15 protein-coding genes are annotated in these 15847 nt (G+C 72.9%); 11 read left to right on the top strand and 4 right to left on the bottom strand.

Translation table 11 applies throughout. The features are described from left to right. Nucleotides 1-88 precede the first annotated feature (88 nt). Nucleotides 89-424, top strand: coding sequence for a YciI family protein (locus ABD481_RS07400; protein ID WP_344664789.1), 336 nt, complete (start codon nucleotides 89-91; stop codon nucleotides 422-424). 1 nt (nucleotide 425) lies between these two features. Next, nucleotides 426-1793, top strand: coding sequence for an RNA polymerase sigma factor (locus tag ABD481_RS07395; RefSeq protein ID WP_344664788.1), 1368 nt, complete (start codon nucleotides 426-428; stop codon nucleotides 1791-1793). Here ABD481_RS07395 and ABD481_RS07390 read toward each other — a convergent pair. Both ABD481_RS07390 and ABD481_RS07385 read right to left on the bottom strand, forming a co-directional pair. Continuing rightward, nucleotides 1769-2395 (bottom strand): hypothetical protein, encoded by a 627-nt coding sequence (locus ABD481_RS07390; protein ID WP_344664787.1) that lies wholly within the window; start codon nucleotides 2393-2395, stop codon nucleotides 1769-1771. The genes ABD481_RS07395 and ABD481_RS07390 overlap by 25 nt on opposite strands. Nucleotides 2396-2509: 114 nt before the next feature. Then, on the bottom strand, nucleotides 2510-4048 hold the full coding sequence (locus ABD481_RS07385) for a FadD3 family acyl-CoA ligase (protein ID WP_344664786.1): 1539 nt from the start codon (nucleotides 4046-4048) through the stop codon (nucleotides 2510-2512). A gap of 96 nt (nucleotides 4049-4144) precedes the next feature. Here ABD481_RS07385 and ABD481_RS07380 point away from each other — a divergent pair, with 96 nt between their 5' ends. The 3 genes from ABD481_RS07380 to ABD481_RS07370 are packed head-to-tail and all read left to right on the top strand — an operon-like array spanning nucleotide 4145 to nucleotide 6523. Continuing rightward, complete coding sequence (locus ABD481_RS07380) at nucleotides 4145-5302, top strand: lipid-transfer protein (RefSeq protein ID WP_344664785.1); 1158 nt, start codon at nucleotides 4145-4147, stop codon at nucleotides 5300-5302. Nucleotides 5303-5316: 14 nt separating this feature from the next. After that, nucleotides 5317-5739, top strand: coding sequence for a Zn-ribbon domain-containing OB-fold protein (locus ABD481_RS07375; RefSeq protein ID WP_344664784.1), 423 nt, complete (start codon nucleotides 5317-5319; stop codon nucleotides 5737-5739). Continuing rightward, nucleotides 5732-6523: an enoyl-CoA hydratase/isomerase family protein gene (locus ABD481_RS07370; protein WP_344664783.1), complete on the top strand. Its 792-nt coding sequence runs from the start codon at nucleotides 5732-5734 to the stop codon at nucleotides 6521-6523. Before ABD481_RS07375 ends, ABD481_RS07370 begins: the two co-directional genes overlap by 8 nt. A 393-nt stretch (nucleotides 6524-6916) precedes the next feature. On the opposite strand, the gene ABD481_RS07365 is transcribed toward ABD481_RS07370, so the two are convergent. Continuing rightward, a complete protein-coding gene (locus ABD481_RS07365; protein WP_344664782.1) occupies nucleotides 6917-7738 on the bottom strand; it encodes a hypothetical protein in 822 nt (273 codons plus the stop codon). Nucleotides 7739-7989: 251 nt separating this feature from the next. Here ABD481_RS07365 and ABD481_RS07360 point away from each other — a divergent pair, with 251 nt between their 5' ends. The 6 genes from ABD481_RS07360 (at nucleotide 7990) to ABD481_RS07335 (ending at nucleotide 14806) form a co-directional block, all read left to right on the top strand. Then, a complete protein-coding gene (locus ABD481_RS07360; protein ID WP_344664781.1) occupies nucleotides 7990-8763 on the top strand; it encodes an SDR family oxidoreductase in 774 nt (257 codons plus the stop codon). A gap of 82 nt (nucleotides 8764-8845) precedes the next feature. Beyond that, on the top strand, nucleotides 8846-9499 hold the full coding sequence (locus ABD481_RS07355) for a TetR family transcriptional regulator (RefSeq protein ID WP_344664780.1): 654 nt from the start codon (nucleotides 8846-8848) through the stop codon (nucleotides 9497-9499). Between the two features lie 222 nt (nucleotides 9500-9721). Continuing rightward, nucleotides 9722-11230 carry a class I adenylate-forming enzyme family protein gene (locus ABD481_RS07350; RefSeq protein ID WP_344664779.1) on the top strand — a complete coding sequence of 503 codons (1509 nt, stop codon included), beginning with the start codon at nucleotides 9722-9724 and terminating at the stop codon, nucleotides 11228-11230. Between the two features lie 118 nt (nucleotides 11231-11348). Next, the gene (locus ABD481_RS07345; RefSeq protein ID WP_344664778.1) at nucleotides 11349-13058 is read left to right on the top strand and encodes an acetate--CoA ligase family protein; all 1710 of its coding nucleotides are present in this window, start codon (nucleotides 11349-11351) and stop codon (nucleotides 13056-13058) included. A gap of 111 nt (nucleotides 13059-13169) precedes the next feature. Beyond that, the gene (locus tag ABD481_RS07340) at nucleotides 13170-14003 is read left to right on the top strand and encodes an enoyl-CoA hydratase/isomerase family protein (RefSeq protein WP_344664777.1); all 834 of its coding nucleotides are present in this window, start codon (nucleotides 13170-13172) and stop codon (nucleotides 14001-14003) included. Between the two features lie 203 nt (nucleotides 14004-14206). Further along, nucleotides 14207-14806: a flavin reductase family protein gene (locus tag ABD481_RS07335; RefSeq protein ID WP_344664776.1), complete on the top strand. Its 600-nt coding sequence runs from the start codon at nucleotides 14207-14209 to the stop codon at nucleotides 14804-14806. Here the strand turns inward: ABD481_RS07335 and ABD481_RS07330 are convergent. Next, entirely contained in the window at nucleotides 14803-15783 is a 981-nt protein-coding gene (locus ABD481_RS07330) for a TrbL/VirB6 family protein (protein WP_344664775.1), read from the bottom strand. The two genes, ABD481_RS07335 and ABD481_RS07330, sit on opposite strands and share 4 nt — an antisense overlap. Nucleotides 15784-15847 lie beyond the last annotated feature (64 nt).

Raw genomic sequence — 15847 nt, 5'->3', positions numbered from 1 at the left:
TTCGCGGGTCTGTCGATGCCGGGCCCGGCTCGTTCGTCGGAACGGTGCCGGGCTCACCGGAGCCCACTGACGGCAGGAGGCGACACCCATGTCGAAGTATCTGGTTCTGATCTACGAGAACGAAGCCGACTACGGCACCCTTTCCTCGGAGGAGTCGGACACGGTGACCGAGGCCCACCGCACGTTCCTCGCCGACAACAAGGACGCGATCATCGGCGGCGAGGCGCTCCAGCGCGCCTCCACCGCCACCAGCATCCGCAAGGGCGTGGTCACCGACGGCGCGTTCGTCGAGACCAAGGAGGCCATCGGCGGCTACTACCTGATCGAGGCGCCCGACCTCGACGCCGCGCTGGCCATCGGCAAGCAGGTGCCCGCGCGGTTCGGCGGGGTCGAGGTCCGGCCGGTCCTGCTGTGGGACGTGTGAGATGACGGACGCTGGACGCGGCGGCGGTGGCGATGGCGCCGTCGCCGCGCCCGGCGACCTGCCTGTGCCCGATGACCTGCCTGCGGTCGCGGCTGTGGGCGCACCAGCCCCGGCCCCGGCCCCACCCGCCGTGGCGGCCGCCGTCGCCGCCGCGCACCGGCGGGAATGGGCCTTCGTCCTCGCCGCCACCGCGCGGGTCACGGGCGATCTGGACCTCGCCGAGGAGTGCGTCCAGGACGCGTACGCCAAGGCGCTGACCGCGTGGGCCGCGGACGAGGTGCCGAAGCGGCCCGCCGCCTGGCTGACCGTCGCCGCCCGGAACCGGGCGCTCGATCTGCTGCGGCGCGACGTCGCGCTGCGCAAGCGGCTGCCGCTGCTGCTCGACGAGCCGCCGGAGCCCGAGCCGGACTTCCCCGACGAGCGGCTGCGGCTCATCTTCACCTGCTGCCATCCGGCGCTCGCGCTGGAGACTCAGGTCGCGCTCACGCTGCGACTGCTGTGCGGCCTGACCACCGCCGAGGTCGCGTGCGCGTTCCTGGTCGGTGAAGCGACCATGGCCGCGCGCATCACCAGGGCGAAGAAGAAGATAGCGGGCGCGGGCATCCCGTATCGGATCCCGGATTCCGAGGAGCTGCCGGCCCGGGTCGAGGCCGTGCTCACCGTCGTGGACCTGGTCTTCACCACCGGGCACACCGCGCCCGCCGGGGCCGACCTGGTGCGGGCGGACCTCGTGGACCGGGCCCGGGACCTGGCGCGGATGCTCAGGACCCTGCTGCCGGGCGACGCCGGGGTGGCCGGGCTGCTGGCCAACATCCTGCTCACCGACGCCCGGCGGGCCGCCCGGGTGGACGCCGACGGGCGGCTGGTACTGCTCGCCGACCAGGACCGGGCGCTGTGGGACTGGGACGCGGTCGCGGAGGGACGGCGGCTGCTGCGGGAGGCGCTGCGCCGCCGGCCCCCGACCCGGCACGCGCTGATGGCCGCGATCGCCGCCGTCCACGCCGACGCCGTGAGCTGGGAGGCCACCGACTGGTACGAGATCATCGGCCTCTACGACGTCCTGCAACGGCACTGGCCCTCGCCGGTGGCGGCCCTGAACCGGGCCACCGCGATCGGATTCGCCTTCGGCCCCGAGTACGGCCTGCGCGCCCTGGACGCCCTGGCGCTCGAACCCTGTCTCGCCGGCTATGCGTACCTCGCCGCGGCCCGCGCCGGCATGCTGGGCAAGCTCGGGCGGGCCGACGAGGCGCGCGCCGCGTACGAGGAGGCGCTGCTGTTCACCGACAACGACGTCGAGCGCGAGTTCCTCGCCTCGGAGCTGGCGGCGCTGGCGGCGCCGGGCGCTCAGAGGTTGGACGGGAAGTCGTAGGGCCGGAACTTCACGTCCTGCCCCACGTTCAGCTGGATCGCCTCGTGCGCCTTGATCGGCACCTGCCGCGGATCGCCGTCGAACGGCAGCCCGTCCACCAGCACCGTGACCGCTCCGGTGGCCGGCCCCACCTGGTCCCGGGACAGCGGCTGGCCCCACACGTCGAAGAACTGCCCGAGCGTGAACGCGTGGAACTCGGGCGCCTCGGCGTGGATGATGCCGGACTCGTCGTGCGTGTGCAGCCAGTAGAAGCCGTGCGCCTCGGTGATGACCGGGTCCGCGCGGTCCGGGTCCAGCTTGATCGGCCGCTGGACCCCGACGCCGGCCGGGAGCCAGGCCTCGACCCCGTTGATGAACAGCGTCAGGTGCGCGTGGACGTGGTAACCGCCGCTGACCATCGGTCCGGACGGGATCCCGTCCACCGGTGTGCCGTCCCGCACCGTGGCGGTGGCCAGCACCGGCTGGTCGTCGGCGAAGCCGGGGCCGTCGTCGGCGGCGGCCCCGGGCGCGCCGCACAGGGCCGCGAGCGTGCCCAGGACCGCGCTCAGGACCGGGCCGGCGGTCCGGATGCCGACCCGCCGGAAGGGAATGCTGTGCCTCATGGAATAGAGATTCTTTTCGGGTATGCCGGTTCTGTCATCAATTGCGAATGTTCATCATCGTAGCCGCAGTGCGGCGGGCGCAGCGTCACTCGAAAGCGTGAAACGGCTGAGGTGTCATCGCAGCTCGCGCTTGAGCACCTTCCCGAGCGAGCTGCGCGGGAACGCCTCGACCAGCTCGACGTGCCGCGGCACCTTGTAGTTGGCCAGGCGTTCCTCGGCGTGCTTGATCAGCGCCTCGGGGTCGATCCCGTGGCCGGGCACCGGGATCACGAACGCCTTCCCGACCTCGCCCAGGCGCGGGTCCGGCACGCCGATCACCGCGGCCTCCCGCACCCCGGGGTATGTCAGCAGCACCTGCTCGATCTCCGCCGGGTAGGCGTTGAAGCCGCCGCAGATGAACATGTCCTTGATGCGGTCGGTGATCCGCAGGTTCCCGGCGCCGTCCAGCTCCCCGACGTCGCCGGTGTGCAGCCAGCCCTCGCCGTCGATGGCCTCGGCGGTGGCTTCCGGGTCCTCGAAGTAGCCGGACATCACGGTGTAGCCGCGGACCAGGATCTCGTTCGTGTCCTCGGCGATGCGGACTTCGACGCCGTCGATGGCCCGGCCCGAGGTCCGGGCCACGGTCTCCGGGTCGTCGCCGTCCCGGCTCATCGTCACCACGCCGGTCGCCTCGGTCAGTCCGTAGGCGGTCACGACGGTCGCCAGACCCAGCTCGTCCCGCATCCGCCGGATCAGCTCCACCGGGATCATCGCCGCGCCGGTCGCCGCCGCGCGCAGGGAGCTGAGATCGTGCTTCCCGAGGTCGGGGTGCGCCAGCATCATCTGGTAGACCGCCGGGGCGGCCGGGAACACCGTGATCCGCTCCCGCTCGATTGTGGTGAACAGCGCCTCCGTGTCGAACGAGGCCAGCGGCACCATCGTGGCGCCGCGGGTCAGGCAGGCCAGGATCCCGGCCTTGTAGCCGAAGGTGTGCGAGAACGGGTTCGCGATCAGGTAGCGGTCGCCGGCGCGCAGGCCGACTATTTCAGACCATTGATCGAAGGCGCGCGTGCTCTGTCCGTGCGTGGTCGCGACGCCCTTCGGGGCGCCGGTCGTCCCCGACGTGAAGAACAGGTCGCCGGGGGAATCAGGGCTCACCGAAGCCGCGGCCTCGTCGAACGCCGAGGCCGGGACCTTCATGCCCGGCGCCCGGAACTGGCGTCGTGACACCACCGGCGGCAGGCCGCCGTCCGTGAACGCGGTCATCGTCTCCAGGGCCGGCAGTTCGGCGCGCAGGGCCGCCAGCTGCCCGACGTAGTCCACCCCGAGGAACTCGCCGGACACCGCCGCCAGCTTCGTCCCCGAGCTGCGCAGGATGTGGCCCACCTCGGCCGGCTTCAGCCGGGTGTTCAGCGGCACCAGCACCGCGCCGACCGAGACCGCGCCCAGGGCGGTCACGATCCACTCCGCCGAGTTGGGGGCCCACAGCGCCACCCGGTCCCCGGGGCGCACCCCCCAGGCGATCATCGCCCGCCCCGCCTGCCGCACCCGCGCGGCCAGGCCGGCGAACGTCAGCCGCTCGGCGCCGTCGACCACCGCCTCCCGGTCGCCGAATTCCGCGGCGGCCCGCGCCACCAGCTCCGGGACCGTCGTTCCGCTCTGCCGCACCGTCATCACCGAGGGCCTTTCGCGCGAGGGAAAGTTGGCTCTGGCACCGTGCCGGGGCCCATGATAGGCAGATATCTGACGCCGCGTCAGATGGGAAGGTGCATGAGTCCGACGCCCTTGCAGGACCGGGCCGCGATCGCCGGCATCGGCCAGACCGAGTTCGCCAAACACCTGGAGCTGTCCGAGAAGGCGCTCGCCTGCCGGGCCATCGCCATGGCCCTGGACGACGCCGGCATCGCCGCGCACGAGGTCGACGCCTTCGCCGCCTACACCATGGAGGCCACCGACGAGGTCGAGGTGGCCAAGGCCGTGGGCGCCGGCGACGTCACCTTCTTCTCCCGCGTCGGCTTCGGCGGCGGCGGCTCCTGCGCCACCATCGGGCATCTGGCCATGGCGATCGCGACCGGCCAGGCCGAGGTCGGGGTCGCCTGGCGCTCGCGCAAGCGCGGCAGCGGGCCGCGGCCGTGGACCGACACGGTGAACCAGCTCCCCACCCCGGCGCAGTGGACCCGGCCCTTCGGCCTGCTGCGCCCGGTCGACGAGATCGCGGTCCTGGCCCGGCGGTACATGCACGAGTACGGGCTCACCCGCGAACACCTCGGCAACGTCGCCATCGCCTGCCGCAACCGCGCGAACGCCAACCCGGCGGCGATCATGTACGGCCGCGAACTCACGATGGACGACTATCTCCAGGCCCGGATGATCTCCGATCCGCTGTGCCTGTTCGACAACTGCCTGGAGACCGACGGCGCGCTCGCGGTGGTCCTGGTCTCCGCCGAGCGCGCCCGGGACTGCCGGCAGCCGCCGGTGTACGTGCACGCCTTCGGACAGGGCCTGCCCGCCCAGCACCACGGCATGGTCAACTACTGGAACGACGACCCGCTCGCCGGGCCGTCGTGGATCGCGGCGCGGCAGCTCTGGAAGCACTCCGACCTCGGGCCCGGGGACGTCGACGTCGCGCAGATCTACGATGCCTTCACCCCGCTGATCCCCTTGTCCCTGGAGGGATACGGCTTCTGCGGCAAGGGCGAGGGCGGCTCCTTCACCGAGGACGGCGCGCTCGAACTCGGCGGGCGGCTGCCGATCAACACCTCCGGCGGCGGCCTGTCCGAGGCCTACGTCCACGGCTTCAACCTGATCAACGAGGGCGTGCGGCAGCTGCGCGGGACCTCCACGAACCAGGTCGCCGGGGCCTCGACATGCCTGGTCACCGCGGGCGAAGCTGTACCGACGTCGGCCGTCCTGCTGCGCCGGGACTGAAGGAGGCTGCCCAGATGCTCAAACCGTTCGTCGACGCCGACGGCGCGCCGTTCTTCGAGTACGCCGCCCAGGGCGAGTTGCGGATGCAGACCTGCGCGCGCTGCGGCGAGGTCCTCTTCCCGCCGCGCCCGATGTGCCCGCGGTGTCAGAGCACTGAATTCGCGTGGAAGCGGATGTCGGGGCGGGGCCACATCTGGTCCTTCGCCGTGCCGCGTCCGCCGCTGCTGCCGGACTACGCGGCGCTCGCGCCGTATCCGGTGGTGGTCGTGGAGCTGGAGGAGGACCGGCGGCTGCGGCTGGTCGGCAATCTGGTCGCTTCTCCCGAGGCCGGCATCGACTCGGTGGACCCGGCCACGATCGAGATCGGGCAGCCGGTCCGCGTGGTGTTCCGGGAGTTGGAGGGGCTCGCCGTGGCGGCCTGGACGCCCGATGAGTGATCTCGAATTCAGTACCCTCCAATACCGGGAGCGGGACGGCGTCGCCCGGGTGACGCTGCACCGGCCCGAGCGGCTCAACGCCTTCGACCTGGTGATGGCCGACGAGATCCACAGCCTGTGGAAAACGCTGCGGCACCGCGACTCGGTGCGCTGCGTGGTCGTGACCGGCAGCGGGGACCGGGCGTTCTGCACCGGTATCGACCGGGACGCCCGGGTGCCGCAGCCGTCGTCGCCGTTCATGGTCGACGACCCCGGCATCGCGCTCGGCCCGAAGTCCGCCGACCTCTGGAAGCCGGTGATCGCCGCGGTCAACGGCATGGCCTGCGGCGGGGCGTTCTACCTGCTCGGCGAGTGCGAGTTCATCATCGCCGCCGAGCACGCCACCTTCTTCGATCCGCATGTCAGCTACGGCATGGTGCCGGCCTACGAGGCCGTGCACCTGGCGCAGCGCATGCCGCACGGCGAACTCGCCCGGCTGGCGCTGCTCGGCACCGCCGAACGGATGACGGCCCGCCGGGCGCACGAGATCGGCCTCGTCAGCGAGGTGGTGCCGGACAACGCGGCGCTGGCGACCGCCGCCGAGTGGGCCGCGCGGGTCGTCGCGGACAGCGAGCCGAGCGCGGTGGAGGGCACGGTGCGGGCGATCTGGGCCGCGCGGGAGATGGCGAAGGGCCAGGCGCTCGGGCTGGCACCGCATCTGGTGCGGCTGGGGAACCTCGGCGCCGAGCGGCAGGCCGAGCTGTTCCGGGAGCGGCCCCGGGGCGAGGGCTGGCGGGCCCGGTGAGGCGGGCCGCGAAGCCTTTCGCCCCAGCGGCGAAACGCTGGCGGCGTTCGAACCCTGACTCGTACGCTGCTGCGGCAGGTCAAGACGTGGGTGACCGCGGGATCGGCACCCACCCCGGTTGGCGATCCCCCCGAGTCAACCGGGTTCGCGGCTGGAGCCGTGTCGGGCTCCAGCCGCCTCCGCGTGCCCGCACCGGGATCCGGACGCCCCCGCGCCACCACGTTTCGCAGGACCTTTAATCCCTGCACGGAAACCATGGTCGGCGAGTACCTCAGGGTGCTACTTTGCATGCACCCCCCACGCGGCAACCACCTTCGAGGTGGTGACGGCGGCCGGTCCTTCCCGCGGGCCCGGCCGCCGTCTGCTTCGTGGCCGCCGATCGCGCAGCCGCGCTCAGGCCGGCAGCCGCACCGGATCGGTCGGCGAGGGGGGCAGACCACCCGCCGTCCGGGGCGCGGCCGGCAGGCCCGGCAACGCGGTCAGCGCGCTCAGCGCGGTCACGGCCGGCCCGGGAACCTGGGGCAGGGCCGGGCCGCACAGGGACGGCGGCGGTGGCACCGGCGTCGGGGTGAGGGCCGGGGCCACAGCCGGCGTCGGAGCCGGAGCGAAGACCTGAGCCGGAACCGGATTCACGGCCGGAGCCGGAACCGAAGTCAGGACCGGAGCCGGATTGGCGGTCTGGGTCAGGACCGGAGCCGGATTCACGGCCGAAGGGAAAGCCGGGGCCGTATTCGGGAGCGGTGCGAAGGCCGGGGCCGGATTCGAGGTCGGGAGCGGTGCGAAAACCGGGGTCCGAGCCGGGGTTCCGGCCGGGCCCGGGTTCGCGGTCGGGCCGGTGGCCGGCGCTGTCGACGCCGGCACCAGGTGGCCGGGCACCGGGTGGCCGGGTACCGCGCAGCCGTTGGCGGTCTCGCCGCGGACCGGCGGCGGTGCCTGCCCGTAGACGCGCGGCTGGTGCTGTGCCGCCCGGCTCAGGGCCGCGGCCAGCCGCCGGGCCGCCGTCGGGCTGATCCGCCCGACGGTCACCATCGGCCGGCCGTAGACGTTGACATCACCGCGCAGGCGCGGGATCTCCTCGGCGAGGCCGAGGGCGGCCAGTGCCGAGCGCAGGAGTTCCGTGGCCTCGATGGCCTCGGCCCACGCCATGCCTAAGAAGGGTTCGTCGTCCCCGCCAACAGCGGGTGCGACCAGGGGTACAGCGGCGGAATCGCCCATCGTCATCTCCTCCGGACTGTGCAAGAGTCGACACCCGGCTTCGGTCACGGTCAATCCTCCAACCGGGTGAAAGGGGACTGCGTCGCGTCTCCCCAACCCGGGTCCGGCGCGGGACGATCCGGGCGGAACCCGTTGTGGGAAGGGGCGGCGGAACGGTGGCGCGGGCCGGACTCCGGTGGACCGCGGCGTGGCCCGGTACGGCGAAATCATGGTTCTTCCGTGGTGGAGCGACCTCTGATACACAGGCGGATGTGACGTCGTTCGCCGGACGGGTCGCCGTCGTCACCGGCGGGACCCGGGGTATCGGACGGGCGGTCGCGGCGCGGTTCGAGGCCGCCGGGGCCACCGTGGTGACGCTGGCGCGCACCGAGCCCCGGCAGGCCGTCGGGCGCTTCCTGGCCGCCGATCTGGGCTCCCGGGCGGCCGTGCGCGCGGCCTTCGCGACCGTCGCCGCCGAGTTCGGCCGCGTCGACGTGCTCGTCAACAACGCCGGCGGCGCGCGGCCCGGCCCGGCGCTGGACTATCCGGAGGCGGCGGCCCGCGCCGCGTTCGACCTCAATGTCCTCGGGGTCCTCTACGCCGCGCAGTGCGCATACCCCCTGACCCCGGAGCACGGCGGCGCCGCCATCGTGAACATCGGCTCGGTGGCCGGCACCCGCCCGAGTCCGGGCACCGCCGTCTACGGCGCCGCCAAGGCCGCGCTGGCGGCGCTGACCAAGAGCCTGGCGCTGGAATGGGCGCCGCGGATCCGGGTGAACTGCGTATTGCCGGGGCCGGTGCTGACCGAGTCGCTGACCGCCTACCACGGCGGCCCGGAGGCGGCCGAGGCGGTCGGTCGCGGCCTGCCGATGGGGCGGATGGCCGAGCCCGACGACATCGCCGAGGCCTGCCTGTTCCTGGCCTCGGAGCAGGCCCGCCACATCTCCGGCGCCGAGCTGCTGGTCCACGGCGGCGGCGAAGTGCCGGGCTTCAACCGCGCCGCGCGGGAGGCGGCGCGTCCGCGAGGGTTCGGGGAGGGGAAGTGACGAGCATGATAACGCGTGCCGATCTTCGGCGATCACCCAGGTCTGGGCAGGTTCGAGGGCCCGCAGCGAATAAACTGACGGCATGACAGCTCAGCAAGTGCGCACCGTCGACGGGCGGATCGCGGGTAAGCGCGGCCAGGCCACCCGGGCCCGGCTGCTGGAGTGCCTCGGCGAGATGCTCGTGTCGCAGCCGTACCGCTCCATCACCGTGATCGACGTGGCGCGGCTCGCCGGGACCAGCCCGGCCACCTTCTACCAGTACTTCCCGGACATCGAGTCGGCCATCATCGAGATCGCCAACGACATGGCCAAGGACGGCGCGCACCTCAAGGAGCTCGCCGACGGCCGCACCTGGACCGGCCGGGCCGGCATGCAGGCGGCCGAGGCACTGGTCGACGGCTTCCTGGCGTTCTGGAACGAGCACGAGGCCATCCTGCGCGTGGTCGACCTGGCCACCGCCGAGGGCGACAAGCGCTTCCACAAGATCCGGATGAAGATCCTCAACAACGTCACCCTCTCCCTGGCCGACGCGATGACCGAACTGCAGTCCGCCGGCAAGGCCGACGGCGTGATGCCGCCGACGGCCACGGCCGGCGCCCTGGTCGCGATGCTGGCCTCGATCTCCGCGCACCAGCGCGTGTTCGAGGCCTGGAGCATCAAGCTGACCGAGCTCCGGGCGGCGATGATCGGGCTGGTGTACATGGGGATCACCCAGAAGAAGCCGGTCGCGGCCTGACCGGATCCGCTTCCGGCCCGGCGGACCGGATCTCCGGACCGGCCGTCGGGGCCGGGCCTGGCGAGGTTGCGCGATCCGGCTCGCGCTTTCCGGTCCCTGACATGGCCGGTTCCACCATCAATCACGTAGAAGTCTTGGATCGCGGGCCTCTGGATTAGCCACGCGGCGCGAGGGAAGATCTGAGCGCGAGTCAGATCGGTACCCATCCCTCAGGGAGCTCCGATGACCTTCCTCGCCCACGCCGTCCGCAAAGCCGCGCGCGACCACGGACCGGCCCCGGCCCTGGTGGCCGGCCGTGGCCCGCTCTCCTTGTCCTTCCAGCAACTCAACGCGTCCTCCGAGGCGATGGCCGCGCGCCTGGCGGTGCGGGGCGTCGGCCAGGGGCAGGTGGCCGCGCTGCTGCTGCCGAACTCCATCGACTACGTCGTCGCCTATTGCGCGCTGGCGAAGATCGGGGCCGTCACCGCGGGCATCGGCGGGCACTACTCGCCGGCCGAGCGGCAGGCGATGCTGGAGCGGGCGCGGCCGGACGTGGTGGTCGGGACCGAGGAGCTGCTGACCGGGCGGCTGCCGGATGCGCAGATCATTCCGGTGCGGCAGGCGCGCGATCGTCGCGAGTTCGCCGCGGGACTCCCGTTGCTGGGCCGCGAACGCGTGCGCGCCGTGCCGAAGCCCCGTTCGCACAGCGAGCCGGAGACGATCGTCTTCACGTCCGGAACGACGGGCCTGCCGAAGGGCGCGTTGTTCGGGGCGAAGCAGATCGCCGCGATCGCCGGGATGGACGGCGCGGCGCAGTCCGGGCCGATGCCGCTGCTGGTCGCCACCGGCCTGAACCACGTCGGTTTCATGACGAAGCTCGCCGGCCACCTGCTCTCCGGCAACTGCCTGCACCTGCTCCCGCGCTGGCGCGCCCGCGAGGCGCTGGACCTGGTCTGCGCCGAGCACATCCCGGTGATCGGCGGGGTGGCCTCCCAAGTCGCGCTGCTGCTGCGGGTCTCCGGCCTCGCCGCGTACCACACCGAGGACATCAAAGCCCTGATCATCGGCGGCGGTCCGTCGCCCGCCGATCTGGTGCGCCGGGCCCGCGCGACGTTCGGCGCGGGCTACTCGATCCGTTACTCCTCCACGGAATCCGGGGGCCTGGGCACCCTGACCGCCTTCGACGCCCCCGACGAGGAACTCTTCCACACGGTCGGTCGCCCGCGGGCCGGCACCGAGATCTCGATCCGCGACGAGGAGGGCCAGGCGCCGCCGGCCGGGGAGGCCGGCGAGGTGTGGATCCGGTCGGCCGCCGTCATGGCCGAGTACTGGCACGACCCGGCGGCGACCCGGGCCGCGCTGACCCCGGACGGCTGGCTCCGCACCGGCGACCTGGGCCTGCTCGACGACGTCGGCTGCCTGCGCCTGGCCGGCCGCCGCGACGACATGTACATCCGCGGCGGCTACAACGTGCACCCGCAGGAAGTGGAAGCCGTGCTGCAGGAGTACGCGGGGGTCGGCGAGGTGGCCGTGGTGCCCCGCCCGGACGCGGTGATGGGCCAGGTCGGGGTGGCGTTCGTGGTGCCCGCCGACCCGGACGCCCCGCCGACGCTGGAGGAGCTGCGCCTGTTCGCCGGGCCCCGGCTGGCCAAGCACAAGCTCCCCGAGGACCTGCGCCTGGTCCCCAGCCTGCCCCTGACCTCCGGCCAGAAAGTGGACCGTTCGGCATTGCGAAAGCGCGTGGGCCCCTGACAAACAGAACTCTGTGAACGCGAGATCTCCTGCCTGTTGCCTCTGGGCTAATTCGCAGCCGCGCCCTAAACTGACACATCGTCAGGTTACTGTTCGGTTCCCTTGAGAGGGCGGTGCGATGCCTGCCACCAGTGTGATGACCAGCGAGCAGAGCAAGGTGGCCCGGCACCGGCCCGCGCCGGAAGCCCACCGCCACCGGATCCCGCCCCGGCCCCCGCAGTCCGCCGAGCCGGCCCCGGCCGCCCCGGCGCTGGCCCTGGTGACGACCGGCGCGCACACCGGCTGTCCGCTGGTCACCGCCGAGGAGCTGGGCGTCCGGGTGGCCGGTTCGGTGCACTGCGGCTCCGGCGGGCCGGCCGGGACCGGGACCGGCCCGACGTTCGCGGAGGCGGTCGAGGCGTTCGCTCAGGCGGACGGCGTCGGCGCGATCGCCGCCTGCGTCGACGCGATCGGCACCGACCTGGACGGCCGGGCCCTGATCCGCGCCGCCGAGGCCGCCGCCTCGGCCGCCCGCCCGCTGGTGGTGCTGGCCACCGGCGGCGACCGGGTGATCGACGCGGTGCTGCGGCAGTCCGGCGTGGTCCGCGTCGACGGCTTCGACCAGCTCCTGGACTGCGCCGCCACCCTGGCCCGGTTCCCGCGCCCGGCCCAGCGCCCGGGCCCGGTCCGGATCGCCGCCGACTCCGGCGGCGCCGCCGCCCTGCTGGCCGACCTGGCCGGCCGCGCGGGCCTGCCGGTCGAGGCCGCGGACGCCGGCGCGGACTTCGGCGCGGGCTCCGGCGCGGACTCCGGGACGGGCGCCGACATCGCCGAGCTCGCCGCGCGCCCCGGCGCCGGGATGCTGCTCTACGCCGTCACCGAGACCGGCGCCGCCGCCGAGTGGACGGCCGCCGCGCTGGTCGAGGCGGCCCGGGCCAGCAGCACGCCGATCGGCGCCATCTGGTGCTCCTCCGGCGGCACCGAGACCGGCTACCGCCTGATCCTGCAACGGTCCCCGGAGATCGCGGCCTTCCGCACCCTCACCAACGCGGTGGTCGCCGCCAAGGCCTACTACGACCACTGCGACTTCCGCTTCCGCATCCCGGCGCTGGTCGAGGACAACGCCATGGCCGGGGTGAAGGCGCGGCAGATCCTCGCCTCCGGCTCCGGCGGCGCCCGGAAGAAGGACCCCGCCGCCGGCAAGGGCCTGTCCGAGTCGCAGACCCACCAGCTGCTGCGCGCCTACGGCATCCGCACCCCGCGCGAGCAGCTGGTCACCAGCGCGGCCTGGGCGGTCCGGGCGGCGGCGACCATCGGCTACCCGGTGGTGATGAAGGCTTCGGTGGCGGGGCTGCCGTCCGCCTCGTCGGCCGGGCTGACCCGGGCCGCCATCACCTCGGCGTCCCAGGTCCGGGAGAACTTCAAGGACCTGATGGACTCCGCCGGCCGCCAGGGCTTCGGCACCCTGGACGGCGTCCTGATCGGGCAGCAGATCACCGGCGGCGTCGACACCATGGTCGGGATCCGGCGCGACGACCGGTTCGGTCCGGCCGTGGTGGTCGGCGTCGGCGGGGCCTACGCCGAGACCCTGGGCGACGTCGCGATCCGGGTGGCGCCGTTCGACGCCCACCAGTCCCGCCGCATGCTCGACGAGCTGCACTGCCTGCCGCTGCTCACCACGGCCGGCGCCGACCTGGAGGCGCTGGCCGACACCGTGCTGCGGGTGCAGCGGATGGCCCTGGACCTCGGCGACGTGCTGGAGACCTTCGACATTGCGCCGCTGCGGGTGCTGGGCCGGGGCGGCGGGACCGTGGCGCTGGACGCCTCGGCGACCCTGATCCGGCGCTGATTCCCGATCCGGCGCCGATGCCCGACCGGCACTGATCCGTGACCGGCGCTGATTCCTGACCGGCGCCGGCCCCCGTCCGGCGCTGATTCCTCATCCTCGCGGGAGAACCGTATGTCCGAAGCGTCCGAGCGCTCCGTGGAACAGACCGTCCGCCACGAGCTCTCGGGCGGCGTCGGATGGATCACGCTGGACCGGCCGGAGGCGCTCAACGCCATCGACGCCGGGCAGCGCGACCGGCTGATCGCCTTGCTGCGGCAGGCCTCCGCCGATCCGGACACCCGCGCGGTGGTCCTCACCGCCACCGGCCGGGGCTTCTGCACCGGCGCGGACCTCCGGTCCCGGCCGGGGTCCGGGCCCGGGGCCGGGCCGCCGCGGCCGCCGGGCCCCGGCGACGTCGCGCGCACCATCCGGGACGGCGCCCAGGCACTCGTCGCCGCGGTTTTGGACTGCGAGAAGCCGGTGATCGCGGCCGTCAACGGCATCGCGGCCGGCATCGGCGCGCACCTCGCGCTGGCCTGCGACCTCGTCGTCGCCGCCGAATCGGCTCGGTTCATCGAGATCTTCGCCCGCCGCGGCCTGGTGCCCGACGGCGGCGGCGCCTACCTGCTGACCCGGCTGGTCGGCGTGCACAAAGCCAAAGAGCTGATCTTCCTCGCCGACGACGTGCCGGCCGCCGAGGCGCTCGCCCTGGGTCTGGTGAACCGCGTGGTGCCGGACGACGATCTGGAGTCGGCCGCGCGGGAGTGGGCCGAGCGGCTCGCCGTGGGCCCGACGCGGGCCTTCGCGCTGGCCAAGAACCTCGTGAACCGCGCCCTGGAAGTGGACCGGGCCACGGCCTTCCGGGAGGAGGCCGACGCGGTGGAGCTGAACATGGCCACCGACGACGGCCGGGAGGGCGTGCGGGCGTTCGCCGAGCGGCGCGCCCCGGAATTCTCAGGGCACTGACTGTCGTTGAACGGTTGACGCCAAGTCGGCCGATGTCCTCGGAGCGTTCGCCATGCCGAACGACAGCACACTTGACGGGTCGTCAGTTCCCACCCACACTGACCCTGTCCGTCCACGTATGCTGGACAGAGCTGCGCTTTTGGAATGGCGAACGAGCTGGGACCGCGCAGTCGCGAACAGCGTGACACCTAGGGGCTGGGACCATGCCTGCACAGGCCACCGCACGCGAGCACGCCGGGCACGTCGACCCCGGCGAACGCGCCGCGGCCGCGGAGAACACCGATAGCACCGAGAACCCTGAGAACGTGGAGGACACCGAGACCGTCGAGCTCGACGCCGGGTCCGTCGACGCCGCCGACTACCGCCGCGTCCTGGGCCACTTCGCCTCCGGCGTGACCGTGGTCGCCGCCGAGGACGCCGACGGCCCCGTCGGCTTCGCCTGCCAGGCGTTCTCCGCCCTGTCCCTGGACCCGCCGCTGGTCCTGTTCTCGGTCGGCCACACGTCCACCACCTGGCCCCGCATCAAGGCCGTGGGACGCTTCTGCGTGAACTTCCTCGCCGCCGACCACGAGACCCTGTGCCGGGCCTTCGCTGTCAGCGGCGGCGACAAGTTCGACGGCGTCGCCTGGCGCTCCTCCGAACTCGGATCCCCGATCCTCGAAGGCGCCCACGGCTGGGTGGACTGCACGATCGAGGCCACCCACCCCGGTGGGGACCACACCATCGTCGTGGGACGCGTGCACGGGCTCGACGCCGATCCGGCGTCGAGCCCGCTGATCTTCCACAAGGGTGCGTTTGCTTAGCTCAGCGGCGTGTCGTAGAGCTTGGTGCCGTCGGCGGCGTAGGCGTGGACGTACCCGATCGGCGGGTGCGTGTAGTCCGGGTTGAAGGGCGTCGAGGCCGTCGACAGGAAGGCGCCGTTGTCGACCAGTGCCGGGTACTCCTGCTTCTCGGTGCCGTAGCTCACCGTCACCTTCTTGACCTCGGGCCCGATCAGGCCCCAGTTGAACATCAGGTAGTGCTGACGATCGCTGTAGTCCGTTCCTCCGTCGTACTCCTTCAGGTGCGAGTTCCCCACGCGCAGGCTCGCCAGTGTGACGATCGTCGGGGTCTGGGACGGGAAGCCGGTGTTGCCCTTCGCGTCACAGAACACGTACTCGTGCTTCGAGTTCGTGGCGATCACCATCGCGTCCACGTGCTGGGTGGCGAAGGCGGTCTTCACCGCGACCACCTTCTGCCAAGGCCCGCCCGACGGCGCGCACGAGGCCAGGATCGCCTGGACCCGGTCGGCCGGCAGCGCCTCGTTCTGCCCCGGGGTGATGACCGGGCTGGTCGGCTCCACCGGCGGACCGGCCGGGGAGGAGGGCTCCACGGACGTGCAGAGCTTGGGGTCGATCAGCTTCGGCGACGGGCTCGCCGAGACCACCACCCGTCCGTCCCGGACGTCCAGCGCCACCTTGCACGCCGCGACGAAGTCCTGCGAGTTGTACGGCAGCGTGATCGTCTGCCCGTTCTGCACCACGACGACCTGTCCGCTCCCGGAGGCCGACGGCGTGCCCGCGCCTCCCGTGGCGTCCGGCGTCACGGTCGCGGTCTCCGCCGTCTTCAGCGCCGTCGTGCCGCCGGCCAGCGGACCCACGCCGCTGTCCCCGGCCGGCTTCGTCCCGCCGCCCAGCGCCAGCACCGCGACCACCCCGGTCGCGGACACCACGGCGGCCACCCCGAGCGGCAGCCCCCAGCGGCGGCGCACGCCGCCCCGGGCCTGTTCCTGGTCGATCATCCTCAGCAACTCCTCTCGCCGCCGCCCGTGTCCGGGAAGCCGGCGCTCGGGAGGAGGAACCGGC

The sequence above is a fragment of the Catenulispora yoronensis genome, from assembly GCF_039531695.1.
Taxonomy (GTDB): Bacteria; Actinomycetota; Actinomycetes; order Streptomycetales; family Catenulisporaceae; genus Catenulispora; species Catenulispora yoronensis.
This window is presented reverse-complemented; position numbering and strand designations above follow the sequence as displayed.